Annotated in this window: 23 protein-coding genes; 12 read left to right on the forward strand and 11 right to left on the reverse strand. The window is 65.7% G+C overall.

What is annotated here, in order from left to right; translation table 11 throughout:
- Window positions 1–55: 55 nt before the first annotated feature.
- Genes CRM90_RS21570 through CRM90_RS21580 form a run of 3 tightly spaced genes read right to left on the reverse strand, consistent with a single transcriptional unit; the run spans window position 56 to window position 1,516 of the window.
- A complete protein-coding gene (locus CRM90_RS21570; protein ID WP_102808975.1) occupies window positions 56–706 on the reverse strand; it encodes a M15 family metallopeptidase in 651 nt (216 codons plus the stop codon).
- Between the two features lie 20 nt (window positions 707–726).
- Window positions 727–1,119: a DUF4267 domain-containing protein gene (locus CRM90_RS21575; protein WP_036339526.1), complete on the reverse strand. Its 393-nt coding sequence runs from the start codon at window positions 1,117–1,119 to the stop codon at window positions 727–729.
- 7 nt (window positions 1,120–1,126) lie between these two features.
- A complete protein-coding gene (locus CRM90_RS21580) occupies window positions 1,127–1,516 on the reverse strand; it encodes a hypothetical protein (RefSeq protein WP_102808976.1) in 390 nt (129 codons plus the stop codon).
- A 100-nt stretch (window positions 1,517–1,616) separates the two neighbouring features.
- Between CRM90_RS21580 and CRM90_RS21585 the strand changes: the two genes are divergently transcribed.
- Window positions 1,617–1,979 (forward strand): DUF732 domain-containing protein, encoded by a 363-nt coding sequence (locus CRM90_RS21585; protein ID WP_102809004.1) that lies wholly within the window; start codon window positions 1,617–1,619, stop codon window positions 1,977–1,979.
- 70 nt (window positions 1,980–2,049) lie between these two features.
- The gene (locus CRM90_RS21590; protein WP_142391417.1) at window positions 2,050–2,478 is read left to right on the forward strand and encodes a CAP domain-containing protein; all 429 of its coding nucleotides are present in this window, start codon (window positions 2,050–2,052) and stop codon (window positions 2,476–2,478) included.
- A gap of 169 nt (window positions 2,479–2,647) precedes the next feature.
- On the opposite strand, the gene CRM90_RS21595 is transcribed toward CRM90_RS21590, so the two are convergent.
- Window positions 2,648–3,295 (reverse strand): S1 family peptidase, encoded by a 648-nt coding sequence (locus CRM90_RS21595; protein ID WP_102808978.1) that lies wholly within the window; start codon window positions 3,293–3,295, stop codon window positions 2,648–2,650.
- Window positions 3,296–3,357: 62 nt separating this feature from the next.
- Between CRM90_RS21595 and CRM90_RS21600 the strand changes: the two genes are divergently transcribed.
- Window positions 3,358–4,866, forward strand: coding sequence for a flavin-containing monooxygenase (locus tag CRM90_RS21600; RefSeq protein ID WP_102808979.1), 1,509 nt, complete (start codon window positions 3,358–3,360; stop codon window positions 4,864–4,866).
- A 317-nt stretch (window positions 4,867–5,183) separates the two neighbouring features.
- Here the strand turns inward: CRM90_RS21600 and CRM90_RS21605 are convergent, their stop codons facing one another.
- Genes CRM90_RS21605 through CRM90_RS21615 form a run of 3 tightly spaced genes read right to left on the reverse strand, consistent with a single transcriptional unit; the run spans window position 5,184 to window position 7,361 of the window.
- Window positions 5,184–6,230 (reverse strand): zinc-dependent alcohol dehydrogenase family protein, encoded by a 1,047-nt coding sequence (locus tag CRM90_RS21605; protein ID WP_102808980.1) that lies wholly within the window; start codon window positions 6,228–6,230, stop codon window positions 5,184–5,186.
- Between the two features lie 58 nt (window positions 6,231–6,288).
- The gene (locus tag CRM90_RS21610) at window positions 6,289–6,501 is read right to left on the reverse strand and encodes a hypothetical protein (protein WP_102808981.1); all 213 of its coding nucleotides are present in this window, start codon (window positions 6,499–6,501) and stop codon (window positions 6,289–6,291) included.
- The gene (locus CRM90_RS21615; protein ID WP_102808982.1) at window positions 6,498–7,361 is read right to left on the reverse strand and encodes a slipin family protein; all 864 of its coding nucleotides are present in this window, start codon (window positions 7,359–7,361) and stop codon (window positions 6,498–6,500) included. Before CRM90_RS21615 ends, CRM90_RS21610 begins: the two co-directional genes overlap by 4 nt.
- A gap of 674 nt (window positions 7,362–8,035) precedes the next feature.
- Here CRM90_RS21615 and CRM90_RS21620 point away from each other — a divergent pair.
- Complete coding sequence (locus CRM90_RS21620; RefSeq protein ID WP_102808983.1) at window positions 8,036–10,507, forward strand: plasma-membrane proton-efflux P-type ATPase; 2,472 nt, start codon at window positions 8,036–8,038, stop codon at window positions 10,505–10,507.
- A 46-nt stretch (window positions 10,508–10,553) separates the two neighbouring features.
- Window positions 10,554–11,462 (forward strand): PPK2 family polyphosphate kinase, encoded by a 909-nt coding sequence (locus CRM90_RS21625; RefSeq protein WP_102808984.1) that lies wholly within the window; start codon window positions 10,554–10,556, stop codon window positions 11,460–11,462.
- A gap of 40 nt (window positions 11,463–11,502) precedes the next feature.
- Here the strand turns inward: CRM90_RS21625 and otsB are convergent, their stop codons facing one another.
- Window positions 11,503–15,165: a trehalose-phosphatase gene (gene otsB, locus CRM90_RS21630; protein ID WP_102808985.1), complete on the reverse strand. Its 3,663-nt coding sequence runs from the start codon at window positions 15,163–15,165 to the stop codon at window positions 11,503–11,505.
- Between the two features lie 52 nt (window positions 15,166–15,217).
- A complete protein-coding gene (gene ppsA / locus CRM90_RS21635) occupies window positions 15,218–17,614 on the reverse strand; it encodes a phosphoenolpyruvate synthase (RefSeq protein ID WP_102808986.1) in 2,397 nt (798 codons plus the stop codon).
- 445 nt (window positions 17,615–18,059) lie between these two features.
- On the opposite strand from ppsA, the gene CRM90_RS21640 reads away from it, so the two are divergent.
- Both CRM90_RS21640 and CRM90_RS21645 read left to right on the forward strand, forming a co-directional pair.
- A complete protein-coding gene (locus tag CRM90_RS21640) occupies window positions 18,060–18,428 on the forward strand; it encodes a SpoIIAA family protein (protein WP_102808987.1) in 369 nt (122 codons plus the stop codon).
- Window positions 18,429–18,505: 77 nt separating this feature from the next.
- Window positions 18,506–19,309 carry a GAF and ANTAR domain-containing protein gene (locus tag CRM90_RS21645; protein WP_102808988.1) on the forward strand — a complete coding sequence of 268 codons (804 nt, stop codon included), beginning with the start codon at window positions 18,506–18,508 and terminating at the stop codon, window positions 19,307–19,309.
- Between the two features lie 100 nt (window positions 19,310–19,409).
- Here the strand turns inward: CRM90_RS21645 and CRM90_RS21650 are convergent, their stop codons facing one another.
- Window positions 19,410–19,739 carry a hypothetical protein gene (locus CRM90_RS21650; RefSeq protein ID WP_502693300.1) on the reverse strand — a complete coding sequence of 110 codons (330 nt, stop codon included), beginning with the start codon at window positions 19,737–19,739 and terminating at the stop codon, window positions 19,410–19,412.
- A gap of 337 nt (window positions 19,740–20,076) precedes the next feature.
- On the opposite strand from CRM90_RS21650, the gene CRM90_RS21655 reads away from it, so the two are divergent.
- Genes CRM90_RS21655 through CRM90_RS21670 form a run of 4 tightly spaced genes read left to right on the forward strand, consistent with a single transcriptional unit; the run spans window position 20,077 to window position 24,516 of the window.
- A complete protein-coding gene (locus CRM90_RS21655; protein WP_102808989.1) occupies window positions 20,077–20,841 on the forward strand; it encodes a FadR/GntR family transcriptional regulator in 765 nt (254 codons plus the stop codon).
- Between the two features lie 30 nt (window positions 20,842–20,871).
- A complete protein-coding gene (locus tag CRM90_RS21660; RefSeq protein ID WP_102808990.1) occupies window positions 20,872–22,464 on the forward strand; it encodes a class I adenylate-forming enzyme family protein in 1,593 nt (530 codons plus the stop codon).
- Window positions 22,461–23,234: a class II aldolase/adducin family protein gene (locus CRM90_RS21665; RefSeq protein ID WP_102808991.1), complete on the forward strand. Its 774-nt coding sequence runs from the start codon at window positions 22,461–22,463 to the stop codon at window positions 23,232–23,234. Before CRM90_RS21660 ends, CRM90_RS21665 begins: the two co-directional genes overlap by 4 nt.
- Window positions 23,235–23,247: 13 nt before the next feature.
- Window positions 23,248–24,516 carry an amidohydrolase family protein gene (locus CRM90_RS21670; RefSeq protein WP_102808992.1) on the forward strand — a complete coding sequence of 423 codons (1,269 nt, stop codon included), beginning with the start codon at window positions 23,248–23,250 and terminating at the stop codon, window positions 24,514–24,516.
- Here CRM90_RS21670 and CRM90_RS21675 read toward each other — a convergent pair.
- Window positions 24,510–25,460 (reverse strand): D-2-hydroxyacid dehydrogenase family protein, encoded by a 951-nt coding sequence (locus CRM90_RS21675; protein WP_102808993.1) that lies wholly within the window; start codon window positions 25,458–25,460, stop codon window positions 24,510–24,512. The genes CRM90_RS21670 and CRM90_RS21675 overlap by 7 nt on opposite strands.
- A 40-nt stretch (window positions 25,461–25,500) precedes the next feature.
- Between CRM90_RS21675 and CRM90_RS21680 the strand changes: the two genes are divergently transcribed.
- Window positions 25,501–26,426, forward strand: a 926-nt coding sequence (locus tag CRM90_RS21680) for a hypothetical protein (protein WP_102808994.1), incomplete at its 3' end; no start/stop codon positions are given.

Below are 26,426 nucleotides of genomic sequence, written 5' to 3' on the forward strand. Positions count from 1 at the left end.
GCTACCGCGTCGAAGTCGTTGCGGCCCAATCAGTCTGGATAATCCTGCGCCCGGCTCAGCGGCGTTCGAAGTGTTGATAGTCGACGGGGTTGCGCCAGTCGCCACCCCAGGCCCAGCCGCGATCGGTGAAAGCGCGCACCGCCGCGTCGTCGGCGTGCAGAATCCCCGGATCGGTGCGGCGACGATCGAGATATCCTCCCGCGGTTGCCGGTTCGAGATCACCGTTTCGATCGAGGTACGGATTGAACAGTGGGTTGAGATCGATTGCGCGGCCGTAGGCATGCAGCGACCAGGTCGTGCTGCCGGGCAGTGGCCGGCAGTTGAAGGCGGAGGTGTTGTTGTCCTCCATCGACAGTTCGTCGACCGCCCCCGGATAGTGCTGCGGCGTTTGCATCTTCGCGATCGGATATCGCTGCCGGTGAAGGTCGGCGAAGATCGCGATCACCTCGGCCACCACATCTCGGTGCACGACGAGCACGCCGCGATGGTCTCGCCCGTCCAGGCCGACATAGTCCAGCTCGACGCGACGTAACTCATCGGGGGCCACCGGACAACCGGGACGCCAGGTGGCCCCGAGGTCCGCGACGGTCACCGGCAGCACCGCCGGCGCCGTGGTGATGGGCGCGACCACTGACGACGGCGCGGCCTGGTGCGGCTCAGGGGCCGGACTGCATTGCACGAGGACAGCGGCGGCGGCAAGCGCCACCGACAACGCTGCCCGCGGGTCTACGGAGCGACCTCCGGCGCCGGCGTGCGACGTCGGGTGGCACCCCAGAGACCGACTCCGATGCCCACCACCGCGCCGCCGAGTCCGATGATCTGCTGACCGCGCGTGAGTTCACTGTGCACGCTGGTCCCGCCGAGCAAATCGGCAGCGTCGGCTCCGCCCGAAGCCAGGAACCATCCCCGGGTATTGCGCCCGCGCAATCCTGCCGACAGCAGGAGTCCGCCGATCAGCGCGTCGCGGTAGCCCATCGACCGCAGCAGCAACCGAGCCGACGGGCCCGGGTCGTTGGGCTCACCCCACAGCTTGTTGGCGCCCAGCGGGTCCGCCAGGAAGTGCACTCCGGATGCCAGCCGGATGCTGCCCGCGATCACCGCGGCCTTGTCGATCGACATGTGGTTCCTACAGGGTCGCGGTGAACGGGCCGAGGAGCTGACAATCGGGCGCGACGTTCTGTCCCATCCATACGGGGCAGCCGCGGCCGGTCGCGATATAGGTGACGCCCGGCTGGTAGGGCACCGAGATCACCGCGGGATCCGAACCGTGCGCCTGCGTGCAGTGCGTCACCCCGTCGGCGCCCAGCAGACACGCGACCGCCAAGTAGGGGCCGCCGCCCGGTCCGCATCCCGCGAGATCGGCAGTGGCGGTGACCCCGCCGGGGCCGACAACGGGTGGCGAGAGGGTGTACGTGCACGGCGGCAGCGGCCCGGCGGTCGCCATGGGAGCCGCCACGGCGGCACCGCCGAGGGCCACTGCGAACGCTGTCAACACCACGTACGTCGGCCGGATCATGGCCGAATCCTAGATCACCTAGGTGATTCGTCGACGTGGATTGGGCGGATCGTGAGCGGTTCCCGACCTGCGGAGATCAACTATGCGACACACTATGTCCATGCATACCGCAGCACCCCGCCTGCTGGTCGCGGGCGGCCTGGCCGCGCTGGGCACCGTCGGCGTCCTGGCCACCGCGCAACCCGCCCACGCTGACAACATCGGCTACCTCGTCAATGTCACCGTGCGGCCCGGGTACAACTTCCCCAACGCCGACGCGGCGCTGTCCTACGGCTACGGCGTGTGCGATCAGATCAACGCCGGGGTGAGCTACGGCCGGCTGGTCAACACCATCAAGACCGACTTCTCCACCGGCGACGAGTTCCAAGCGTCATATCTGATCAGCCAATCCGCCCAGGAACTGTGTCCCGCCGCCATCTGGCAGCTGCGCCAGTCCGCCGCCGGCTACGTGCCGTCCACCTAGTAAGGAACGGCCCGTGCTCCCTCGAGTGATCCGCACCGCGACCGCCCTCGGCGCGACCACGGTACTGGCCATGGCCATCGCACCGGCCGCGCACGCCGACAACACCCGCCTCAACAACGGTGTGGTCGCCAACGTCTACACCGTCCAGCATCAGGCGGGTTGCTCCACCGACATCAAGAAGAACCCCGCACTGACGCAGGCCGCCGAGTGGCAAGCCAACGACGTCCTGACCAACCGCGCACTCGACGGCGATTTGGGATCGGACGGCTCCACGCCTCAAAGCCGTGCTGCCGCAGCCGGTTTCACGGGAACGGTTACCCAGACGGTGGCGATCAATCCCGCGCTGGCGATCAACAACCTCGACGTCATCAACCAGTGGTACAGCGACCCGGCCGCTTTCGCGATCATGTCGAACTGCGCCAACACCGCGATCGGCGTCTGGTCGGTCAACAGCCTGGACCGGTCAGTTCTGGTGGCGGTGTACGGCCAGCCGGCCTGACCGAAAGGAGAGCCACGAATCGTCCACGGTGTGGTTCTCGGTGCGTTGAACAGGGCGGCGGAATGGTGGGATCCGCGGCGCGCACCACTCGACCGCGTCGTCGCCAACGCTCAAGACCTGGTGCGCAGGGGCATCCCGCCTGTTGCAGGAGCCGCCACCGATTCAACCATCACGGCAGGATCTGCAACCCCCACGGCGTCAGCAAGGGCTGGACGAGGGTGAAGTACGTGGTGTAGTCGTCGCCGTCGGGCGAAGACATCAAGATGCCGACCGCGCTGACGGTGCCGTCCGGATTCTTGACGAAGCCCGGGCTGCCGCTGTCCCCTTCGAGGCTGTAGACGCTGGCCTCGACGACATCGCCCTCGACGCCCTTGACTTCACCGCAGGTCTCCCCGGTGACCGCACCGACCTTGCAGAACGGCATACCGGCACGAATCTGGCTGGCGCCCAGCACGTCCCGAACCGAGTATCGGCCGCCGACGTCGCCGTTGGGTGCGCCAACGCCGGGGTCGAGGCGAATGATGGCAGCGTCCCGCTTGTCGCCATTCACCTCGCTCGCACTGATCGTCCCCAGCAGAGTGTCGTCTTCGCCGTACGTCCACGCCGAGCCGTCGTGCGCATCGCAGTGCCCGCTGGTCAGCAAGTAATAGTTGCCGTCGTTATCCTGCGCAGCGAAACCCGATGTGCAGCGGCCGCTTTCGTCGTCGACCTCGATGCCTGGCGTGGGCGAGGGGGTCGCCATCGCCGGACTTGCCAACCCGACCGCAGCGCTCAGAGTTACACTCGCCAGGCGCGCGATCCGCCACCCAACACCCATGTCAGCCTTCCTTGGAGTGAATCGAGGGGATCGTACGACGAGACCGTGGAAGACTTCGGCCAATGACGGCGAATGTCGCGGTAATCGGTGCCGGTCCAGCCGGGCTGGTGGTGTCGCGGTGGCTGCTGTCGCAGGGCCTCGAACCGTCGATCTTCGAGCAGGGTTCCAGCCTCGGCGGACAGTGGACCGCGCAGCCCGGCCGAAGCGGGGTGTGGCCGGGTATGCACACCAACACCAGCCGCATCCTGACCGCGTTCAGTGATCTGCCGCTCGACGGAGATCTCGTATTTCCCTCGGGCGCAGACATTCTCGACTATTTACATCGTTATGCCCGGCTGTTCGAGTTGGACTCCCGGATTCGATTCGGGGTGCGGGTCGATGCCGTTGGTCGCGCCGGACAACGTTGGGTCGTCAGCCATGACGGCATCGACGAGCACTTCGACAAAGTCGTCGTCGCCACCGGGCGGTTTCACTGCGCGTTCGTCCCGTCGGTGCCCGGCCTGGACACCTTCGCCGGATCCGCCGGTGCGATCACGTCGTATGAGTACCGCGGTCCGTCGGCCTATCGCGGGAAGCGCCTGCTGGTCGCGGGGTGCGCGGTCAGCGCCCTGGAGGTCGCCGCCGACCTCGCCGCAGAGGGTGCGGACCGCGTGGTCGTCACTCAGCGACGCCAGCGGTATGTGCTGCCGAAGTTCGTGGCAGGCGTGCCATCGGACCACCGGATGTTCACCCGCTATGGGGCGCTGGCCGACGAGGCTCTGCCGGCCGCCGAGATCGACCGTCAGCTCAAGGAGATCGTCGTCGAGTCCGCAGGCAATCCCGAGCAGTACGGTGCTCCGCGTCCCGCCGAGTCACTCTTCGCTGCCGGCGTGACGCTCAACCAGAACTACCTACCCGCCGTCGCCGAAGGGGCGATCACGATCCGGCCCTGGCTGCAGTCGGTCGACGGCGCCGCAGTGAAGTTCGGTGACGGCCACACCGAAGAGTTCGACGGCATCGTGTTCGGAACGGGATTCACGCTGAGCCTGCCGTTCCTGGCCGGCGATGTCCGGGCGACCCTCAACGTCGACGCCGGGAAGTTCGATACCGACCGTCATACCTTCCACCCCGATCTCCCGGGGCTGGCTTTCATGGGCATGTGGGATCAGTCGGGCGGATACTTCGTCCCCCTGGAACTGCAGGCGCGCTGGATCGCCTACACCTGGGGCGGCACGGTCGTGCCACCGGACCACGCCCGGCAGCGCGAAGCCGTCGCCGCGTGCCACTCACTCGGGCCGCGAAAAACTCGAATGAACCTGGCCGCCATCACTTTTGCCCGCGCGGCGGGTGTAGAACCTCAGCTGGAGAATTGGCCGGGCCTGCGGCGCGCGCTGCTGTTCGGTCCGCTCGCGCCGAGTTGCTTTCGACTGGAGGGTCCCGACGCGCTGCCGGCCGCCGCGGCACGGTTCGCCCGGGAGGCGGCCGCCTTCGGCGCCATCACCGACAATGGCCTGACCGGCCGAGAGCGCAGCTACTGGTCGGACGTCGAACAGGCCCGTGCGCAGGCCCACCCGACGGTTTCGGGGAAGTAACGGTCGAGCAGCGTTATCGCAAACAAAGCCCTCACACTCCCCCGCACGGAACCGCAGGCCAGCCGGAAAATAATGGCGTTCTGGCAAATATTCTTAGCGACGTATTACCGCTAGAAGCTTGCCACCTTAATTTTGGCCCATACGTTGAACCTCATGTTGATCGACGTTCGCTGGCTTCAGTTCCTGCTGAAGCGCCCCGCGCACAAGTAAGCCCGCCACCGGCGGCGACGGTAGACCTGCCTCTGGGTATGGTCGGCCGTCCCGGCCATCATCAGCAATGACGATTGTCCCCGCCTTGTGGCCCGCCGCCCCCTGGGCTATCGGGCTGCAGTCATTAAAACCTTCAATGCTCCGGTTTCGGCCGCGTTGGCGAAGGCGTCGTAGGCGGCCTCGAACTCGTCGAAACCGAATCGGTGCGTCACCATCGGCGTGGTGTCCAGACGGTGGCTGGCAACCAGCCCGATGAGTGTCGGCGTGGAATAGGTATCGACCAGGCCGGTGGTGATGGTCAGGTTCTTGATCCAGATGTCTTCCAGGTGCAGGGTTGCCGGCGCGCCGTGCACGCCGATATTGGCGACGTGACCGCCGGGGCGGACCAACCGCACCGCCTGCTCAAACGTTTGCGGAAGCCCGACAGCCTCCATCACCACATCAGCTCCCAGTCCCCCGGTCAGCTCGCCGATCACCGCCGCGGGGTCGTCGCGGCCACTGTTGACCACCATGTCCGCGCCGAACTTGCGGGCCGCCTCCAGCCGGGACTCGGCCAGGTCGATCGCCACGATGTGGCTGGGACTGAACAGTTGCGCAGTCATTATCGCGGCCAATCCGATGGGTCCCGCACCGATGATCGCGACGACGTCAGCGGGACGGACCGCGCCGTTGAGCACTCCCACCTCGTAGGCGGTCGGCAGGATGTCGGCGAGCACGATCATCTGTTCATCGGTGACCCCGTCAGGAACGTGGTGGGTGGAGTTGTCGGCGAAGGGAACCCGCACGTATTCGGCCTGAGTGCCGTCGATCAGGTGACCGAGGATCCACCCGCCGCCACCGAGGCATTGGCCGTAGCTGCCGTCGCGGCAGAACCGGCAGCTGCCGCACGACGAGATGCAGGAAACCAGCACTCGATCCCCGATCGCCAGCCTCTGCACCGACGAGCCGACCTCCGTGACCGTGCCGACTGCCTCGTGGCCGAGGATCCGGCCGGGGGCTACCTCCGGTACATCGCCGCCGAGAATGTGCAGATCCGTACCGCAGATCGTGGCAGTGTCGACGCGTACCACCGCGTCCGTTGGTTCGTGAATGTCGGCATCGGGAACTTCTTCCCACGCACGGCTACCGGGACCGTGATACACAAGCGCCTTCATGATCGGTGTTCCTCTCTCAATATCATTGCGCAACTGTCCGGTTCGCCGTTGATCTGCTTCACGGTGCCTCGTCGCTCAGCAGCCGGACTAGCTGACGGTCGTCCAGCGCGGTCCAGGCGAGCCACTGATCGGGGGCATCTTCGGGCTCGATGGCTGCTGCTCTGGGGGGCGCACACCTGTCCGGCGCGATCGCCGGCCTGTCCCGTTTGGCACGGCGCGCCCGCCAGATGCTGTAGGCGAACAGCGAAAGGAACTGAATCACGATGCTCACGACCGGCCCCCTGCACTGGACGCCCCGTTGGCCACCGTGTCAACGGGAGTCGGGACCGGGATGGGTGGCTGCGGCTCCGGCCGGTCGGCGGCGGATGCCTCTCGGGCCAGAAATGCACCGAGTTCGGCGATGGTCGACATCAACGGCGCCGGAAACACGACGGTGGTGTTCTTGTCCACACCGAGCTCGACCAGGGTCTGCAAATTGCGCAGCTGCAGCGCCAGCGGGTGCGCCATCATGGTGTCCGAGGCGTCACCGAGAGCCGCAGCTGCCAGCGATTCGCCTTCGGCGTTGATGATTTTCGCGCGCTTCTCCCGCTCCGCCTCCGCCTGGCGCGCCATCGCACGCTTCATGCTGTCGGGCAGTTGGATGTCCTTGAGCTCGACCAGGGTGACCTGCACACCCCACTCGATCGTGGTGACGTCGAGGATGTCCTGGATGTCGAGGTTGATCTTGTCGGTCTCCGAAAGCGTCTCGTCCAGAGTGTGCTGACCGACGACCTTACGCAACGTCGTTTGTGCGATCTGATCGATCGCGGAGTGGACATTCTCGATCGCCACCACCGACTTCACCGCGTCGACAACCTTGAAGTAGGCCACGGCCGACACATCGACACTGACGTTGTCCCGGGTGATGATGCCCTGGGACTGGATCGGCATCGTCACGATCCGCAGCGAGATCCGATGCAGCACATCGACGAACGGGATGATCAGCCGCAGACCCGGTCTGCGTTCCCCCACGACGCGACCCAGCCGGAACAGCACGCCATTTTCGTACTGCTTGACGATGCGCACCGACATGGCGGCGCCCAGCACGAACAGGACAGCGAGGGTAGCGAGTACCGCGATCAACGAGTTCATCGCCGGCCACCCCTCGAATAGGCCGGCGAGCCGCAGCGTGATCGAGGAGAGGAATCGTGTGCAGAAATGAGTGAAGAAATCATGGTGATCCGGACGTCTGTGCGATCACCGGCATGTCACGGTTCGGAGCCAATGCTCCTGAGTTCTGCGGCGGACGGCCGAACTCATCCCGGACCAGCTGACATTCCCAGCCACCCGCAACGCTACACCCCCTCCATAACCGCCGCTCGTCGGTCACCGCAGCCGAACCGATCAGTCGACTCTCGGCTCTCCTCGGCGCGGATCGCCAGTGCATCATGTTGAGCCCCAGAAGCATTGGGCTACACATGTTCCGCGAATCGGAAATCACCCACCCAAGTCCACCTGGATCCGCGACCTCACCTGACGCGATGCGTCTTGCGCGTCGGTCGGATCCCATCGAGCGCTCGCCTGGGTTGTTGCCGCGGGCATCCAGCGGCTTCCCAGGAACTTGCTCAGTAGACTGCGCCCGCGGCGTGTAGCGTCGGCCATGGTTGAGCACATCAGCCAGTCCCGGACGGTTTGCTGTCCGCCGCTGCGCTTTGTGAGCAGCCTGTCGCACCGGACCACTCGGTGATGACACCACCATTTGGGATGCACCGTGAACGCTCCGCCTGCCTTCAGCGCCCGTGGCGTTCCGGCCTGCCGATTACACAATGACCGCTGATACGCCTGCTGCCGACCTGAAGTCGGCGCCACTGGCCGAGGTCGAGAATCGACTCGGTTACTCCCCCGATGGGCTGAGCGCAGCCAACGCCGTGAAGCGGTTGGAAAAGTACGGACCCAACGAGATCGCCGAACACAAGACCAACCCGTTGTTGAAGTTCCTGAGCTACTTCTGGGGTCCGATCCCGTGGATGATCGAGATTGCCGTCGTGTTGTCGGGTGCGGTGGGGCACTGGCCGGATTTCTTCATCATCCTGGTGCTGCTGATGGCCAACGGGGTGGTCGGATACACCGAGGAACGTCAGGCCGGCAACGCCATTGACGCGCTGAAGGCCAAGCTGGCGGTCAATGCCCGCGTGATCCGCGACGGTGTGTGGATAACCACCCCGTCGCGGGAGTTGGTGCCCGGTGATGTGATCCGGCTGCGGCTCGGTGACATCGTCCCGGCCGACGCCCGACTGCTGGATGGTGACGAGATCGAGGTCGACCAGTCCGCGCTGACCGGCGAATCGCTGGCCGCCACCCGCGGGGCCGGTGAGGCGGTGTTCTCCGGGTCGATCGTCCGGCAAGGCGAGATCGGCGCGCTGGTCTATGCCACCGGCGCCGGCACCTACTTCGGCAAAACCGCTGAACTGGTTCAGGACGCGCACACGGTCAGCCACTTCCAACGGGCCGTGCTCAAGATCGGCAACTCCCTGATCATCCTGGCCGTCGTGCTGGTGTCGGTCATCGTGGTGGCGTCGCTATTGCGCGATAACGGCATCCTGACCACCCTGCAATTCGCGCTGGTGCTGACCGTGGCGGCGATCCCGGTGGCGATGCCGACCGTGCTGTCGGTGACGATGGCCGTCGGCGCGCGCCTGCTTGCCAAAAAACAGGCCATCGTCAGCCGGCTGGTGGCCATCGAGGAACTCGCCGGCGTGGACGTGCTCTGCGCGGACAAGACCGGCACCCTGACCCAGAACTCCCTGACGTTGGGCACCCCGTTCGCCGTCGACGGCGTCACCCCCGCGGACGTGATCCTCGACGGTGCGCTGGCCTCCCGCTCAGACAACGACGACCCCATCGACCGCGCCGTTCTCGGCGGACTCAAAGACGCCGCAGTCTTAAACTCTTACACGATCACTCATTTCGCACCGTTCGACCCGGTGCACAAACGCACCGAGGCCGCCGTCACAACCGCCGACGGGACCACATTCCGGGTCACCAAGGGCGCCCCGCAGGTCATCCTGGCACTGGTTGGCAACGCCGCGCAGATCACGCCGGCCGCCGATAAGGCGGTCAACGATTTCGCCGAACGCGGTTTCCGGTCGCTGGGCGTGGCCCGCGCCGACGGCGACGGCGACTGGCAGTTCACCGGTGTGCTACCGCTGTTCGACCCGCCGCGCGACGATGCCGCAGCCACGATCTCCACCGCGGCCGCGATGGGCGTCACCGTCAAGATGGTGACCGGGGATGCGCTGGCAATCGCCAAGGAGACGGCCGCGAAGATCGGTCTGGGCACCGACATCCTCGACGCCACCGGCCTGGGCGATACGAAGAAGGACGAGTCGGCGGCGGTGGGCAAATCGATCGAGACCGCCGACGGTTTCGCGCAGGTCTTCCCCGAGCACAAATACCACATCGTCGATGTACTGCAGAAGCGTGGCCATATCGTGGGGATGACCGGCGACGGGGTCAATGACGCTCCCGCATTGAAGAAGGCGGACTGCGGCATCGCCGTGTCAGGGGCCACCGACGCTGCGCGGGCGGCCGCGGACATCGTGCTGCTGACCCCGGGTCTGTCGGTGATCATCGACGCAATCAAAGAGAGCCGCAAGATCTTTCAGCGGATGAACAGCTACGCGATCTACCGCATCGCCGAAACCCTGCGGGTGTTGCTGTTCATGACAGTCGCGATCCTGGTGTTCAACTTCTACCCGCTGACCGCGATCATGATCGTGATGCTCGCACTGCTCAACGACGGCGCGATCCTGTCCATCGCCTACGACAGGGTGCACTACCGCAATGAGCCTGAGGCATGGAACATGCGGATGGTGCTGGGAATCGCCACCGTGCTGGGCGTCCTCGGGCCGATCGCCGCGTTCGGCCTGTTCTACCTCGGTGACCGCGTTTTCTACCTCGGCCCTCAGCGCGTGCAGACTCTGATGTATCTCATGCTCTCCGTCGCCGGGCACCTCACGATCTTCCTGACCCGAACCCGCGGACCGTTCTGGTCCATCCGGCCCGCGCGCATCCTGCTGCTCGCCGTCTTCGGCACGCAGGCCATCGCCACACTCATCGCCGTCTACGGGCTGTTCATGACCCCGCTCGGCTGGGGGTGGGCGGCCGTAGTCTGGGCATACGCTCTGGTGTGGTTCCTCATCAGCGACCGTGTGAAACTCGCCGCCTATCGCATCCTCGATCCAGCGAAAACCCTTGAAGGCCAGGATGAAAGACGCGTCGTCATCGGTCAGGGGTGACGGCGCTCGCTGGAAAACGGATATCTGACATCACCAGGAGGCGACGATGTCGGTGCAGTGGACAACGTTGGCAGCGCCCACTCGAGTCACGCCCGGGTCGACGGTGGATCTGATGAAGCACTTCGATCCCGGCCGCCGCGACGAGAAACTGGGAAAGGATGGCGGCATCGCTGCCCTCGCTGAGGCAGAAGCGGCGCTGCTGGATCTGCAGGACCGCTTCTTCGCCCAAGCCGATCGGTCGCTGCTGATTGTCCTTCAAGGCATCGATGCGGCCGGTAAAGACGGCACGATCAAGCACGTGATGAGCGGTCTGAACCCCGAGGGGGTCGATATACACAGCTTCAAAGCGCCCTCAGCGGCCGAGCAGGCCCACGACTATCTATGGCGCCACCAAGCCGCGCTGCCGGAACTGGGACGCATCGCGGTGTTCAACCGGTCCCACTATGAGAACGTGCTCATCACCCGCGTGCACCCGGAGTTGTTGTGGCCCCGCACCGCAGTGCTCGACTCAAAGGACCTCTGGCAGCGGCGGTATCGCGATATCAACGAGTGGGAGCGCTACCTCACCGACAACGGGACGATCATCGTCAAGGTGTTCCTCAACCTGTCCAAGGGAGAACAGGAGCGCCGGTTCCTGGCACGCATCGAGGAGCCAGAGAAGAACTGGAAGTTCTCAGCTGACGATCTCCGGGAGCGCCGCTTCTGGGACCAGTACCAGAAGGCGTTCGGCGACATGCTCAGCCACACCAGCACCGCCTGGGCGCCCTGGCATGTGATTCCCGCAGACCACAAGTGGTTCAGCCACTTGTCGACCTCCGCGGTGCTGCTGGAGACCCTGCGGGACCTCAACCCGCACTATCCCCAGGTCGATGCCGCCGTCAAAACCGAACTGGCGCAGGCAAAGAAGGAACTACTAGGCACCGACACCGGGCAGCCCGCGCAGCCGCCACCGTGACCGACGCCCTGAAGAGATTGGGTGACGGCAACGCCGACGCTCAGCCGGGGAATCGGACGGTGGTTCCCGGCGTGAGCGCGACGACGCGACCATGGCATTCCACGTCGACTCGGCCGGTGTCGCGCGGATCCACGCTGATGATCACACCCTTGCCGCTGACCCGAAGGTGCAGATGTAGGCCGCGATAGTGGATCGGAACTGCCAGCACGCCCAGTGTCTCCGGCCAGTGCGGGGACAGAATGATGCGGCCCGAACGGGTCTCCAGCCCGGTGAAGCACCGCTGCATCAGGTCGACGCTGCCGGCCATCGCTGCGAGGTGAATGCCCTCGGACGTGGTGCCACCCTGGATGTCGGAAACGTCGGACGTCAGAACCTGTTGGAAGAACTCCATGGCGCGATCACGATTCCCCCGGGCCAGCACCCAGCTGTGGACCACACCACTGAGCGTCGACCCGTGCGATGTGCGGGCGATGTAGTAGTCGACCGTCTTCGGGATCTGCTCGCGCGTGAAGCGGTAGCCGAGCCGGTCGAGTATCTCCCGCAACTCGTCTGACGACATGAGATAGAGCAGCATCAACGCATCGGCCTGCTTGGACGCCTGGTAGCGATTGACATCGTCGTCCTCGGCCTCCAAGATGCGGTCGAGGCGCTGAATGTTGCCGTACTTCTCGCGGTAGGCGTCCCAATCCAGCTCCTTGAGATCGCCGTAGCCTTCGAACTGACTGATGACATCCCCACCGGGCTCCGACCCGGTGCTCGGGGCAGAGTGGAACGGGACGAACATCCGGCGGCTCACCTGCTCCCAGTTTGCCAATTCGGCACTGTGCAGTCCCAGCGTCTCCCTCAGGTCGAGGCGGTTCGGCAGGGGCAGCAGATTCAGCGCGTCGAAGGCCCGCATGATCACCCACACCGCCATCACGTTGGTGTACGCGTTGTTGTCGATGCCGTCGTACGGCGCATTCGGATAGCCGGAGTGGAATTCGTCCGGCCCGATCACGCCCCGGATGCTGTAGCGGTCCCGCTCCTCGTCGTAGCTTGCTCTGCTGACGAAGAAGCGTGCGATCTCCGCCAGCATCTCCGCGCCGTAGTCGATCAGATACGCGAGATCGCCGGTGGCCTGGTAGAACTTCCACGCGTTGTAGGCAACGGCGATTCCGATGTGGTGCGCGCGAGCGCTCGAGTCCGGGTTCCACCGGCCGCTGCGCGGATTCAGGTGCAGCAGTGGGCTTTCCTCGCGCCCATCGCTGCCCGACTGCCACGGAAACATCGCGCCGGCATAACCGGCCGCCGCAGCGGCGTGCCTGGCCTCCGGCAGTCTCCGGTAGCGGTATCGCAACAGGGAACGGGTGATCATCGGCAGCCGCAGGTTGAGCACGGGGAAGATAAAAAGCTCGTCCCAGAAGATGTGGCCGCGATACGCCTCGCCGTGCAGTCCGCGCGCCGGCACCCCGACGTCGAGATCGGAACTGTTCGGCGACACCGTCTGCAGCAGATGCAGCAGATGCAGTCGCAAGATTCGCAATTCGTCGGTGAAGTCATCGAACTCGATGGACAGCCGCTCCCACAGATGCACCCACTCGGTCAGGTGCCCGTCGAGTAGATCCGCGAACCGGCCGATCTGGCTCAGCCGGCGTTGGGCGTCGACGCTGGGTTCGGATATCGCGACGTCGCGCCCCGTATAGAGGGTTACCACCTTCTCCACCGTCACCGACTCACCGACTGACAGCCGCACGGAGATGTCGTGGCCGATTTCTGCGTCGTTGTCGAATGGCTGATAGGCAGCCGGCACGGGCTCGCCGTCGCGCCAGACGGTGCTACGCGCCGCCATTGCGATGGGAATCCGAGACTGGTTCGTCTGCACCGCCAAAAGCACTGAATTGCCTGAGATTTCGCGCTTCTCCAGCATTTCGAGATGAGCGTCGGCCAAGTCGCGATAACGCTCGACCAACGCGTTGCGGACATTGCCGTCCAGCGTCGAGCGAACCTCGATCACCCCTGACCAATTCTCGGCGACGATCGTCGTCGCGAGCGCACCAACGTGCGGCATGTGCATCGCGATGAACCGTTGTTGTGTCAGTGCGCTCATGCGGCCTGCGTCATCGGTGAAACGGACCTCGCGCGTCAGAACCGCGCCGCGAAGATCCAGGGTCTGCCGGTAGGACAGCACCGTGACCGCGTCGATGTCGAACCAACTGCCGTCGTCGATCCGGAAGGTCAGCGCCAGCCAGTTGGGCAGGTTCACCAGACTCTCGTTGTCGATCGTCTCGCCCGATATGTCGTCGACGAGACGGTTGTACACCCCCGCGGCATAGGTGCCCGGGTAGTGCACCTGCCCGGCTTTCGACTCGGGCGCAGCACCCCGGGTGGCGAAATAGCCGTTCCCCACTGTGCACAACGCCTCCCGGAGCTTTTCGCTCTGCGGGTCATATCCCTCGAAGGTGAAGTCCCAGGCCTCGCCCGACGCGTGATTCTTGTAGGCCAGCCACCGAGACCCGCGCTCGATGAACGCACGCACCTGATCGGGACCGGCCAGGGTGAAATGAGCAGCGGTCTTGCGGTCGCCGTCCTCGTCGTGCCCCACGACGATCCCGATACCGTCGAATTGCACTGCATCGAAAGCATCTTCGTCGGTCATATCGTCGCCGATGTAGATCGGCAGCAGGGAGTCGGACCCATCGATTCGGTCGAGGATCCAGGCCAGCGTGGTTCCTTTGTCCCAGTCGATGTCCGGTCGCAGCTCGACGAGCATGCGCCCGCTGGTGACCCGTAGATCATCGTGCTGTCCGAGCCGGTGCGTCGCGGCGACGATCTCGCCGACGTGTTCAGGGGCGACCTCGCGGTAATGCACCGCCACGGCGAAGCGCTTGTGCTCCACTCGTACACCGGGAATGTGCGCCAGGGTTGCGCGTAGCTCGTCGGCTGCGTTCTGCAGGGCGGCCACGGCCGCAGCGGCCGCCTCGTTCTGGTGGTACGTGCCGTCGGGTCCGATCAGCTCGAACCCATGGCTGCCGGCGTACCAGATGCCGGGTATGCCCACCCGGTCGCGGATGTCGGCGAGGTCGCGGCCGCTCAGGACCGCCACGGGGCACACCGCGGAGACGAGTTTCAGCGCCTCGGCCCCTCCCTCGACGAGCTCGGCTGCGGCGGGATCGGACACGATCGGGGCCAATGTTCCGTCGTAGTCGAGAAACAACACCGACTGCCGGGCAATGATGACACCGATGAGCTGACCGTAGGCTTCCAGCGCATTCGGGAGGTCGGAGATGCGCTTGTCCCCTGCCCGAACCGCGACGTCGGCAAGGTCTGCCAGCACGACATCGGCTCCGCACCGCACCAGCGTGTCGGGGTCCCCGGTTCCGTCGAGGCCGATAACAAGTGCGAATCCGCCATCGTGAGCCGCGGTCACCCCGGCGTCGGTGTCCCCCACGACGGCCGCACGTTGTGGACTGACCCCGAGGCGGCGTGTGGCGCCCTCCAGACTGTCGATGCAGACATCGAACAGATCATCTACCCCGGCTGCTTTCAACACGTCCTGAAAGCGCGGGTTGGACCCGTGGGCCGCCGTTGCGACGCCGCCGCCGCGCAGCTTGCGCGCCAGTTCGACCATCGCCCCGAACAGTCTCGGGTCGTCGATCAGCGCACCATCGAGGTCGAAGATCACCGCGTCGTGATAGCGGGGGTCGACAGTGACCGGCAACTTCACTGCTCAGCTCCTCAACAAATTGGCGATGGGCCGCAACGGAATTCGGCGGCGTTCATGACGAGTGCGCAAGCTGTTGCTCGAGCTGCAGCAACTGGCCGGTGGTCCTCACCACCGTGTCAGGATTGAGGCTGATCGAATCGATACCGAGGCGGACCAGGAACTCGGCCATGTCGGGATAGTCCGACGGCGCCTGACCACACAGACCCGAGTGGATACCGTTGCGGCGGCAGCCCTCCACGGCCAGGCGGATCATCTCCATGACTCCTTCGTCGCGTTCGTCGTAGTCGAACGCCACGATCTCGCTGTCTCGGTCGACACCGAGGGTGAGCTGAGTCAGATCGTTGGAACCGATGGAGAATCCGTCGAAGCGTTTGGCGAACTCGTCGATCAGGATCACGTTGTTGGGGATCTCGCACATCGCGTACACCTTGAGCCCGTTCTCGCCGCGGCGCAGACCGAGCTCGGCCATCGTCGCCAGAACCAGGTCCGCCTCGGCGACCCTGCGGACGAACGGCAGCATGAGCACGACGTTGGTCAGGCCCATCTCCTCGCGGACCCGCCGCATCGCGCGGCACTCCAGCGCGAAGCCCTCGGCGTACGCGGGGTGGGCGTAGCGCGAGGCGCCACGGAAACCCAGCATCGGATTGCTTTCGGAGGGTTCGAAGCTCGCTCCGCCGACCAGGCTGGCGTACTCATTGGTCTTGAAGTCCGACATCCGCACCACGACGGGCTTCGGCCAGAAGGCGGCCGCAATCGTGCCGATCCCTTCGGAGAGGCGCTCGGCAAAGAAGGCAGCCCCGTCGGGATAACCCTGGGTGAGCCGGTCGATGGTGCGGCGGGCCTCGGCGTCGTCGACCTTCTCCGGGTGCAGCAGGGCCATCGGGTGGACTCTGATGTATTCGCTGATGATGAATTCCATCCGCGCCAGTCCCACCCCATCGTTGGGCAGGAAGGACGTCTTGAAGGCGAGGTCGGGGTTCCCCAGGTTGATCATGATCTCGGTGCGCGGCCGCGGCATGTCCCCCACTTCGGTGCTATCCACACGGAAGGCCAGCGCGCCGCGGTAAACGCGGCCCGAGTCACCCTCGGCGCACGACACCGTCACAACGGTGCCGTCGGGGACGGACGTGGTCGCGTCGCCTGCGCCCACCACGGCCGGGATGCCGAGTTCCCGGGCGATGATCGAGGCGTGGCAGGTGCGCCCGCCCCGGTTGGTGACGATGGCGGCGGCGGTCTTCATCACCGGCTCCCAGTCGGGAGTGGTGGTGTCGGCGATCAGGACCTCGCCCGGCTGGAACTGCGCCAGATGCGTGACGTTCTCGATCCGCCTTGCGGTGCCGGAGGCGATCCTCTCCCCAACAGAGCGGCCCTCGGCGAGGATCTCGCCCCGGCCCTCGAGCACGTAGCTCTCCAGCGCGGTCATGCTGCGCTGGGAGGCCACCGTCTCCGGCCGGGCCTGCACGATGTAGAGCTTTCCGTCCAGGCCGTCCTTGGCCCACTCCATGTCCATGGGGTGCCCGTAGTGCCCCTCGATCGTGCACGCATAGCCGGCCAGTTCCAGGACGTCGTCATCGGAGAGGCAGAATCGGGCGCGGTCGGCTTTGGGGGTGGGAATGTTGCGCGTGGTGTACTTCGTCTGCCCCTCGACGAAGATCATCTTCACCGCCTTGTCGCCGAGCAGGCGACGCAACACCGCGCGATGCCCGGCCAGGTAGGTCGGCTTGTGCACATAGAACTCGTCGGGGTCGACCGCGCCCTGAACCACATTCTCGCCGAGACCGTATGCGCCAGTCACGAACACCACGTCGCGAAAGCCCGATTCGGTGTCCAGGGAGAACATCACCCCCGACGAGGCCAGGTCGGAGCGCACCATTTTCATCACGCCGATCGACAGCGAGACCTTGAACTGGTCGAAACCCTGATCTAGGCGGTAGTGAATGGCGCGATCGGTGAACAAGCTCGCGAAACACCGGCGGCACGCATCGAGGAGGCTCTCTTCGCCCTTGACGTTGAGATAGGTGTCCTGCTGGCCGGCGAAGCTCGCGGTCGGCAGGTCCTCGGCGGTCGCCGAGGACCGCACCGCCAGACTGACCTCGTCCCCGTACTCGTCTTGGAGCCTGCGGTAGGCCTCGACGATCTCGGTGGCCAGGTCATCGGGGAGCCCGGCGCCGTAGACGATCTCCCGGGCACGTTTGGCCTTGCGTGCCAGCGCGGTGACGTCGGTCGGGTCGAGCTCGTCGAGTTCGGCATGCAGCGGTTCCCAGGCGCCGGCGGCATCCAGCATGTAGCGATACGCCTCGGCGGTGATGGCGAAACCGTTCGGGATGCGCACACCCTGCCCGGCCAGCTTTTGGTACATCTCGCCCAGCGAGGCGTTCTTGCCGCCCACCAACGGCACGTCGGCGATGCCGAACTCCTCGAAGAAGCGGACGTATTTGGGCATGCTCATGATCTATCCCTTCGCGACGCGCAAATGCGGTCGGATCCTGGCTCCCGCATGCAGTGGGGCCAAGATCCTCGAGTGCCGTTGCCCGACAACGCCTTTTCCACACCTGTCAACTTCGCACGGGGGGACACCCGCAGACAGGGCCGAAGGTCACCACATCGACAACACGGCCGCAGGTCCCGGCGGAAAATGGCGTGGCGTATCTGCTGGTTCGCGTGGCGGGGGACGCCCACAGCGGGGCTTGCGGTTGGTCGCTCTTTTAGCTGTTGTGCCGCATCGGGTTTCCGCGACGCTGTTGATGACGGACCACTCGGTGTTGAAGTGCTGCCGGACGGGGGTCGACGGTGTCAGGCGTGACGACTTCTGCCGGTGGAGCCGTCCGCACTGCCCACGACTCGGTGACCTTGGACCCTTATCCATCCGGGATTGTGGGCGGAACATCGCCGGGATGATCACGTACGACCTGGACAAGGCGAGTTCCATCCTCACGGTGCGCCCGGAGTCCTCGCTCGACAAGGACGACTTCGATCAGATGGCCAAGGCGATTGACCCCGAGATAGAGGCCCACGGCGATCTTGCCGGCCTGATCATCAACGCGCAGGCCTTTCCCGGCTGGGACAGCTTCGGCTCGATGGTGGCCCATTTCCGCTTCATCCGCGACCACCAGAAGCACATCAAGAAGGTTGCGGTGGTGACCGACTCCCACATGGGGGACGCCGCCGAACACTTGGCGTCGCATTTCGTCTCAGCGGAGGTCAGGCATTTCCCGGCCGACCACGTCGAGCAGGCTCGACAGTGGATCTCCGACGGTCCATAAAGTGCTGTGCTGCAACGCCACTGGTGCCTCAGTGTGGCGGGCTACAGCTGGCCTAGGTTGTGAGCCGGGTACCGCGTATGACCAGACTGACCGAGGATAACCCCAGCTCACCGAGCGGGTCGCTGACCCCTGAGCGGGCTCGAGCCGACGCCGCAGACCTGCGGGCCGGGATCGACGACCTCGCCGGTCTGGTGTCGGAAGGTCTGGGACTGCCCGAATTGCTCGCTGAGGTTGCGACTTTCGCCGTTCACGCGATCCCAGGTGCTGAGGGAGCCGGGGTGACTTTGCTGCGGGTCCACCGGGGAGAGAATATGGTCCAGGCGCTGGCCGCGAGCGCGCCGTTCGTCGCCGAGATCGACGAGATTCAGTACGTGACCCTGCAGGAAGGGCCCTGCATCACAGCGGCACGCGAACGGCGCACGGTACGGTCCGGGTCCTTGGGTGGGGAGGCCACGTGGCCGCGGTTCGGCCCACGGGTGGGCCGGCTCGGAGTGCACAGCGCGCTGTCACTGCCGCTACTAGTGCGCGATCAGGTTGTCGGGGCGATCAACGTCTACGCCCACGGCAAAGACGCCTTCGACGCGCACGCTGCCGAACTCGGCGAACTGTTCGCCAAGCCCGCCGCCGTAGCGGTGCACAACGCCCAGGTCCTCGCGCAGGCTAGGGCGCTGTCCGCCCAGTTGCAGACCGCGCTGGCGACTCGGCCGGTGATCGACCAGGCTATCGGCCTGATCCGCGGACGCACCGGGCGCAACGACGAGGAGGCCTTCGCACAGCTACGGGCCATCAGCCAGTCCGAACACCGTAAGTTGGCGGACGTGGCTCAACGCATGATCGACGAAGCCGTGCGCCGCGCCCGCGCCCGTAACAACCCGAGCTGAGGCCACATTCTCCTGCCGACCCACGGCGAAATGTGCGCCTCGGTTGTCAGGACCAACGTGAAAATGTTTGTGAGCGAGGATATCTCGGCAATCCCGTTGCTCAGCCCTCCGAGTCGTGAGGCTTGTTCAACGTCCGGTCCGCGCTGCGAACGACGCTGCGCAGAAACTCGTACTGCGTCGTGACGAGCTCGTCGGCCAATTCGAGAGCGCCGTCGACGAGCGTCTCACGCAGCGGATGTACCGCCTCGGGAAGCGCCTTGTCGACGGTGTCGACGAACTTGCGGATGGCCGCGATCGCAGCCTGCTGTCCGGTTTTGACCGAGTCGAGCACCTCGTCGGACAGGTCTACTGCTCGGGGCAGCACGTCCACGGTCTTCGCGGCGCCCTCGCTCGTCTTGCCGTTCTTGGTCGTTTCGGGGTGCTGAGTCACGGTGAAGCTCCTAAATACTGAACACAGACGGGTGCCGTCAGGTCGACCGGCCTGCTACGAATGGAACCCGGACACGGTGTCTCCGTGGTTTCCAATCCTCTTACTCCAGCATCCGCACTTGTGGTTTCACCCGACAGGGTCTTTCGACCCCGGATGCAGGGCGGCGCGTGCTTGCGGCGGTGAGTGGTGAAAAGGGATCTCTGAATGCACGATTCGTGGCCGAGTCGGCCATCGGGCTTTGCGAACGCAAAGTCCACGCTGCTCGGCGTTCGCCTCAGCCGTCCAGCCGATGCTTGTACGATGCCCATCATTTGCAAGCGCGATAGAGAACCGGTCCGTGTCAGAGCCAACGATTCAATTCCGCCGCCTCGCCGAGCAGGTTGCCGATCAACTGCGGCGGCGAATTCTGTTGGGCGAGCTCGCCGACGGCAGCATCCTGCCCAAAGAGGACGAACTGCTGCGCGAGTTCCCGGTGAGCAAGCCGTCGCTGCGCGAAGCGATGCGCATCCTGGAGGCCGAGGGACTGCTGCGGGTGCGGCGCGGCAAACTCGGGGGCGCGGTGGTGCGCCGACCCAATGCCGCGAACGTCGCCTACACCATCGGACTGGTGCTCGGCTCGCAGGACGTGAGCCTGTCGGATGTGGGTGGGGCGCTGCGGCAGATGGAGCCGGCGTGCGCCGCCTTGTGCGCCGAACGGGCCGACCGCGAACACACCGTCGTTCCGGCACTGCGTGAACTGCACGCCGAGGCAGTCGAGGCCGCCGACGACTTCCAGAGTGCGATTTCGGCGAGCCGTCGCTTCCACGAAGCGCTGGTCGCCCTGTGCGGGAACCAGACCATGATCATGCTGGCCGGGGCGCTCGAGACGCTGTGGTCGGCACACGAGCAGGGCTGGTCGACGCGGGTGAGCGACGAGGGCATCGTCCCCGTCGACGAGCGTCTGGCCGTCCTCGAGGAGCACCGGCAGGTGATCGACGCGATCGAGGCCGGCGATGCCCGCCGGGCTCATGACCTCGCCGCCGCGCATTTGATCACCGCCCAGCACTACCCCGGTTCAGCGGGAATGGTCGACCCCGCGATGGTGCGGCATTGGGATCATTGACGCCGGTCCTTATTTTCATATGATTTGGTGATGGCTGATCCCGCCGTCGTGACCAGCGCCGAAGCGGCGCACTACCGGGCCGCCGGCTGGTGGACGGACACGACACTGTCCGACTGCGTACGTCGCAACGCGGCGAGCTCCCCCGACAAGGCCGCCTACGTCGACTTCACCCTCGACTCTTCGGAACGGGCGCTGACGTGGTCGGAGTTCGACAACGCCGCCACCAACCTGGCCGTGCGGCTGCATCGTCTGGGCGTGGCCCCCGGTGACCGGGTGGCGGTCTGGCACGGCGACAGCATCGCCATCCACGTCCTGCTGGTGGCGATCGAGCGCTGCGGCGCGGTGAGCGTCGGTCTCGGGGCGCGCGCCGGGGTCCGCGAGGCCGCGCAGATCATGCGGACCGCGCAACCCTCGCTTCTGGTCAGCGACGAGGCGCGTGCCGCGCAGGCCGCGCAGGCCGCCGCCGACGCATCGGTGCGAGCCGTGGTGATCGGGGCCGGCGACCTCACCATCGACACCGCTCCGGGCTCCATGACCGAGCTCTCACCAGTAGGCCCCGACGACGCATTCCTGATCAACTCCACCTCGGGCACCACCGGGCTGCCGAAATGTGTCGTGCACAACCAGAATCGGTGGCACTACTTTCATCAGAAGGCGGTCGCCAACGGCGAGTTGACCTCCGACGACATCTTCCTTCCGGTCATCCCCACCCCGTTCGGCTTCGGGATCTGGACCTCCCACACGACACCCATCTACCTCGGGGCGACGACAGTGCGCATCGAGCGGTTCGACGCCGCGGCGACATGCGCCGCCATCGAACGCCATCGAGCGACCGTGTTGTGCTGTGTGAGTACGCAATTGATGATGATCCTGGCCAACGACGCCTCGCGCGAGCATGACCTGTCCAGCCTGCGGGTGGTGTTCACCGGCGGCGAGCCGCTGCCGTACACCCAGGCCGCGCGGTTCGAGGAACTCACCGGCGTCACGATCCTGCAGTTCTACGGGTCCAACGAGACCGGCATGCTCAGCGCCACCACCGTCGACGACTCACTGCACCATCGGCTGCGGACCGCCGGGCGCATCGTCCCCGAGATGCAGGTCCGGCTCTTCGACGGTGACGACGACGTCACGAAATCCGGTCGGGGGCAGCCTGCTTGCCGCGGGCCGGCGCTCAGCCTCGGCTATCTGGGCGGCACCGATCACGACAAGCTGTACACCAAGGACGGCTGGATGCGGATGGGCGACATCTGCGACCTGGACGACGACGGCTACCTGGTGCTGGCGGGACGAACCTCGGATTTCATCCTGCGTGGCGGCAAGAACATCAGCGCGGTCGCGGTGGAGGAGGTGGTGGCCAGCCACCCCGCCATCGCGGTGGCCGCCGCCGTGGCCATGCCCGATCCCCTGTTCGGGGAGCGGGTGTGCGTGTTCGCCGAACTCAAGAATGCCGGTGACACGCTCGTGCTCGGCGACCTCGTCGAACACCTGCTGGCGCAGGGGGTCTCCAAAGAGCTGCTGCCCGAACGGCTCGAGGTGCTCGACGAGTTGCCCCGGTCGTCCGGCGGCAAGATCGCCAAAGGCCAACTCCGCGAAACTATTCGATCGATACTGGAGAAATCATGAGCACACCGGAAGTGCGCCGGGGCGGCCTGGGAGTATGGGCGCCCTCGACGATGCCGCCCATCGGCGTCGACCTCACCGACGAGCAGAAGATGGCGATCGCGTTTCGCCACCTCGCCGACATCGGGTTCGCGGAGAACATGGCCGGGCACATCACCTGGCAACCCGACGGACACCGCGAGATGTTCGTAAACCCCTGGGGGCTGTGGTGGCAGGAGCTCACCGCATCCGATATCTGCGTCGTCGACGAGGACGCCCACGTGGTCCGCGGCCGCTGGGATGTCACCCCGGCCATCCACCTGCACACCGAGATCCACCGGCAGCGGCCCGACGCCCGGGTGGTGATCCACAACCACCCGTACTACGTCAGTCTCATCGCCGCGCTGGGAATGCTGCCCGAACTCGTCCACCAGACCGGGGCGCTGTTCCTCGACGACATGTATCTGGTGGAGAAGTACGACGGCGAGATCGACGCTCCCTGGCGCGCAGCCGAACTCGCGGGCCAGATCGGATCGGCCAACCTGATCATCCTGGCCAACCACGGCGTGATCGCCACCGGGCATGATCTGGCCACGGCGGTGTACCGGGCGGTGTCCATCGAACGGGTATGCCGACTGGCCTACGACGTACTGGTCAGCGGGCGCGAGCCGTCGAAGATGAATCACGGCGACCTGGTCGGCATGCAGGCCTCGCTGATCGAACGTGCCGCCGACGTGTATTGGGCCGGCGCGGCGCGCATGACCATCAAGGCCGACCGCGGCGTGCTGGACTGAAAGGAACTCTGCCATGGCTTCCATCGAGGATCTGCAGTCGAATCTGAGCTTCACCACCGCCAAGACCGGTGCCGACCGGACCGTGACGTTCCTGCCCGAACCCGAACGTGCCGAACGGTTTTACACAGTCATCTCGGTCGACGATCACATCGTCGAACCACCGGATACCTTCGAGGGCCGGGTACCGAGCAAGTTCGCCGACCGGGCGCCGCGGGTGGTCGACACCGAGGACGGCGGCCAGACCTGGATGTACGACGGGAAGTCGCTGCCCAATGTCGGGTTCAATGCGGTGGTCGGCAGGCCGGTGTCGGAGTACGGCTTCGAGCCGGCCCGGTTCGACGAAATGCGCCGCGGCGCCTGGGATATCCATGCCCGGGTCAGGGACATGGACGTCAACGGCGTGTACGCGTCGTTGAACTTCCCGTCATTTCTGCCCGGCTTCGCCGGGCAACGGCTTCAGCAGGTGACCACCGATCGGGACCTGGCGATGGCGTCGGTGCGGGCCTGGAACGACTGGCACATCGACGCGTGGGCGGGGGCCTACCCCGACCGGATAATCCCCTGCCAGCTGCCCTGGCTGCTCGACCCCGACGTCGGCGCACAGATGATCTACGAGAACGCTGAACGGGGATTCCATGCGGTGACGTTCAGCGAGAACCCCGCGCTGCTGGGGCTGCCGACCATCCACTCGGGGTACTGGGAGCCGATGATGGCGGCCTGCGCGGAGACGGGCACTGTGGTGAACCTGCACATCGGCTCGTCGGGAACCTCACCGTCGACCACCGATGACGCCCCGCCCGACGTGCCGGGTGTGCTGTTCTTCGCCTATGCGATCAGCGCGGCCGTCGACTGGCTGTACTCGGGGGTGTGCACCCGATATCCGGACCTTCGAATCTGCTTGTCGGAAGGCGGAATCGGCTGGGTGGCGGGCCTGCTAGACCGCCTCGACCACATGCTGAGCTACCACGAGATGTACGGGACCTGGAAGCGCCTCGGGGAGACGCTGACGCCGGCGGAGGTGTTCACCCGCAACTTCCGGTTCTGCGCGGTCGAGGACCAGTCGTCGTTCGTCCAGTACGACCGGATCGGCGCGGACAACATCATGCTCGAGGCGGATTACCCGCACTGCGACTCGACGTGGCCGCACACCCAGCGCACCATCCGCGAACAGATCAGCGGCCTCCCTGACGAGATCATCCGCAAGGTGACATGGGAGAACGCCTCACGGCTCTACCAGCATCCGGTGCCAGTGGCCGTGCAGCAGGATCCGAACGCCTACTGATTGCGGTCGAGCCACTCCCCGATGGCGGCGACGGCATCGCGAAAGAAGATGCGGTACGGGCGGTCGGCGACGTACCCGATGTGCGGGGTGGCGATGACGTTGTCGAGGGTGCGCAGCGGATGCCCAGGCGGTAGCGGCTCGGTGTCGAAGACATCGAGCGCGGCCGTGATGGTGGTGGATCTCAGGGCGTCGACCAGTGCCGATTCGTCAATGATCGGACCGCGAGAGGTGTTGACCAGCAACGCTTTCGGCTTCATCTGCGCCAGCTCGGCCGAACCGACCAAGCCAGTGGAACGCTCGCTGAGCTTCATGTGGATGGTCAGCACGTCGGATCGGCTGAACAGCTCGTCCTTGCCGACGTAGGTCGCCCCCGCCTCGGCGGCCGCCTCCGGGGTGAGGTTCTCACTCCAGGCGATGACGTCCATGCCGAACGCCTCACCGATGCGGGCGACGCGGACACCGATGCGACCCAACCCGAGGATGCCGAGGACCCGGCCGGACAGTTCACGGCCCACCCCGGTCTGCCATCCGCCGTCGCGCACCGACCGCGCCTCCGTGACCAGATCGCGGGCGCCGGCCAGGATGAGGGCCCAGGTCAGTTCGACCGTCGAGGCCACAGTGCCACCGGTGGTCCCGACATGGATGCCGTGGTCGTCGGCGGCAGCCATGTCGATGGACGCGTTGAACGGGCCCGTCGAGGCGATCATCTTCAGATTCGGCAGCCGTTCGATGATGCTGCGCGGCAACGGGGTTCGCTCCCTCATCACGAACACGACATCGAACGGGGCCAGACGCGCGACGAGTTCGTCCGGATCGGACACGTGGTCGTTGAACACCGTGATGTCGGCGCGGCCGGAGACCGTGGACCAATCGGTCATGGTCAACGCCACGTTCTGGTAGTCGTCGAGGACCGCCACTTGCGCCCGTCCGGTGTCACTGATCATGCCCGCAGGCTAACCCGATCGGCGCTAGAGTCAACGATCAGTGACCCTGTTCAGCTACTCGGCCTCCACTGCGCTGCTTGCCGACGGCAGGCCATTTTTGCTTATCGGCGAACTTATGTTCACGCTGCTGATCCCTGCGGTCGGAGTGCTGCTGCTGGTCCTCGGCCTGCGTGATCGGTCCAAGGCCCGCCGCATGCAGCCGCCCTACCCTGGCGGCTATCCCCCGCCGCCGGGTTATCCACCACCGGGCTACCCCCCACCGGGTTACCAACCACCGGGCTACCTGCCACCGGGCTATCCGCCGCCCCGCTACCCACCGATGCCGCCGCAGCGGTCGACCGCGGGCCGCGGCCTGATCACCGCGGGCGCCATCCTCATCGCCGTCGGTCTCGCGGGCGCAGTCGGCAGGGTGGCCGACTCGGCCGGTGAGCACACAGCAGCTGAAAAGTTCGCTCCCCCAGTCAAGATCGGTCAATGCATCACCGGCGAGGCGCTCGGCTCGGGGGCTATCGGCACCAAGGACATCATTAGCTGCGACGACCCCCGGGGCGTCTTCGAAGTCGTCAGCGCCGGCGTGCAGGATGCGAAATGCCCGGACGGCAAGCGGGCCGACACCGACTTCGCGCGCTGGACCAACGACGCGTACGCCGTTTGCTTCCTGCCCAACCTCCAGACCGGCCGGTGCTACGCCGCGATCAAAGGCTCCCCGACCGCCGACCACCCAACCGCGGCAACACTCTCGAGCCGGCCGCCTGCAGCGACAGCTCGGCCGACTTCAAAGTGGTCAAGCGCGCAGACGCCGCCGATTTCGATCTGTGCCCGCCCGGCACGAAACAACGCATCTGGACCATGCCGCCGCGGACGTATTGCACCGGCCCGCCGTCGTGATCCGGCGCGATTTCGGGCGCACACGGGCGTTGTCAAGCTGCGTGGAGTCGGTCGGTGTCGTTTTCAGCGGGGAGGTTG

The sequence above is a fragment of the Mycobacterium sp. ENV421 genome (assembly GCF_002887815.1).
GTDB lineage: Bacteria > Actinomycetota > Actinomycetes > Mycobacteriales > Mycobacteriaceae > Mycobacterium.

Excerpts from the sequence above, each read along its gene's own strand:
- CRM90_RS21575 (WP_036339526.1), bottom strand. The coding sequence starts at position 1,119 with ATGTCGATCGACAAGGCCGCGGTGATCGCGGGCAGCATCCGGCTGGCA.
- CRM90_RS21580 (WP_102808976.1), bottom strand. The coding sequence starts at position 1,516 with ATGATCCGGCCGACGTACGTGGTGTTGACAGCGTTCGCAGTGGCCCTC.
- CRM90_RS21585 (WP_102809004.1), top strand. The coding sequence starts at position 1,617 with ATGCATACCGCAGCACCCCGCCTGCTGGTCGCGGGCGGCCTGGCCGCG.
- CRM90_RS21590 (WP_142391417.1), top strand. The coding sequence starts at position 2,050 with ATGGCCATCGCACCGGCCGCGCACGCCGACAACACCCGCCTCAACAAC.
- CRM90_RS21595 (WP_102808978.1), bottom strand. The coding sequence starts at position 3,295 with ATGGGTGTTGGGTGGCGGATCGCGCGCCTGGCGAGTGTAACTCTGAGC.
- CRM90_RS21600 (WP_102808979.1), top strand. The coding sequence starts at position 3,358 with ATGACGGCGAATGTCGCGGTAATCGGTGCCGGTCCAGCCGGGCTGGTG.
- CRM90_RS21605 (WP_102808980.1), bottom strand. The coding sequence starts at position 6,230 with ATGAAGGCGCTTGTGTATCACGGTCCCGGTAGCCGTGCGTGGGAAGAA.
- CRM90_RS21615 (WP_102808982.1), bottom strand. The coding sequence starts at position 7,361 with ATGAACTCGTTGATCGCGGTACTCGCTACCCTCGCTGTCCTGTTCGTG.
- CRM90_RS21620 (WP_102808983.1), top strand. The coding sequence starts at position 8,036 with ATGACCGCTGATACGCCTGCTGCCGACCTGAAGTCGGCGCCACTGGCC.
- CRM90_RS21625 (WP_102808984.1), top strand. The coding sequence starts at position 10,554 with ATGTCGGTGCAGTGGACAACGTTGGCAGCGCCCACTCGAGTCACGCCC.
- ppsA (WP_102808986.1), bottom strand. The coding sequence starts at position 17,614 with ATGAGCATGCCCAAATACGTCCGCTTCTTCGAGGAGTTCGGCATCGCC.
- CRM90_RS21640 (WP_102808987.1), top strand. The coding sequence starts at position 18,060 with ATGATCACGTACGACCTGGACAAGGCGAGTTCCATCCTCACGGTGCGC.
- CRM90_RS21645 (WP_102808988.1), top strand. The coding sequence starts at position 18,506 with ATGACCAGACTGACCGAGGATAACCCCAGCTCACCGAGCGGGTCGCTG.
- CRM90_RS21660 (WP_102808990.1), top strand. The coding sequence starts at position 20,872 with ATGGCTGATCCCGCCGTCGTGACCAGCGCCGAAGCGGCGCACTACCGG.
- CRM90_RS21665 (WP_102808991.1), top strand. The coding sequence starts at position 22,461 with ATGAGCACACCGGAAGTGCGCCGGGGCGGCCTGGGAGTATGGGCGCCC.
- CRM90_RS21670 (WP_102808992.1), top strand. The coding sequence starts at position 23,248 with ATGGCTTCCATCGAGGATCTGCAGTCGAATCTGAGCTTCACCACCGCC.
- CRM90_RS21675 (WP_102808993.1), bottom strand. The coding sequence starts at position 25,460 with ATGATCAGTGACACCGGACGGGCGCAAGTGGCGGTCCTCGACGACTAC.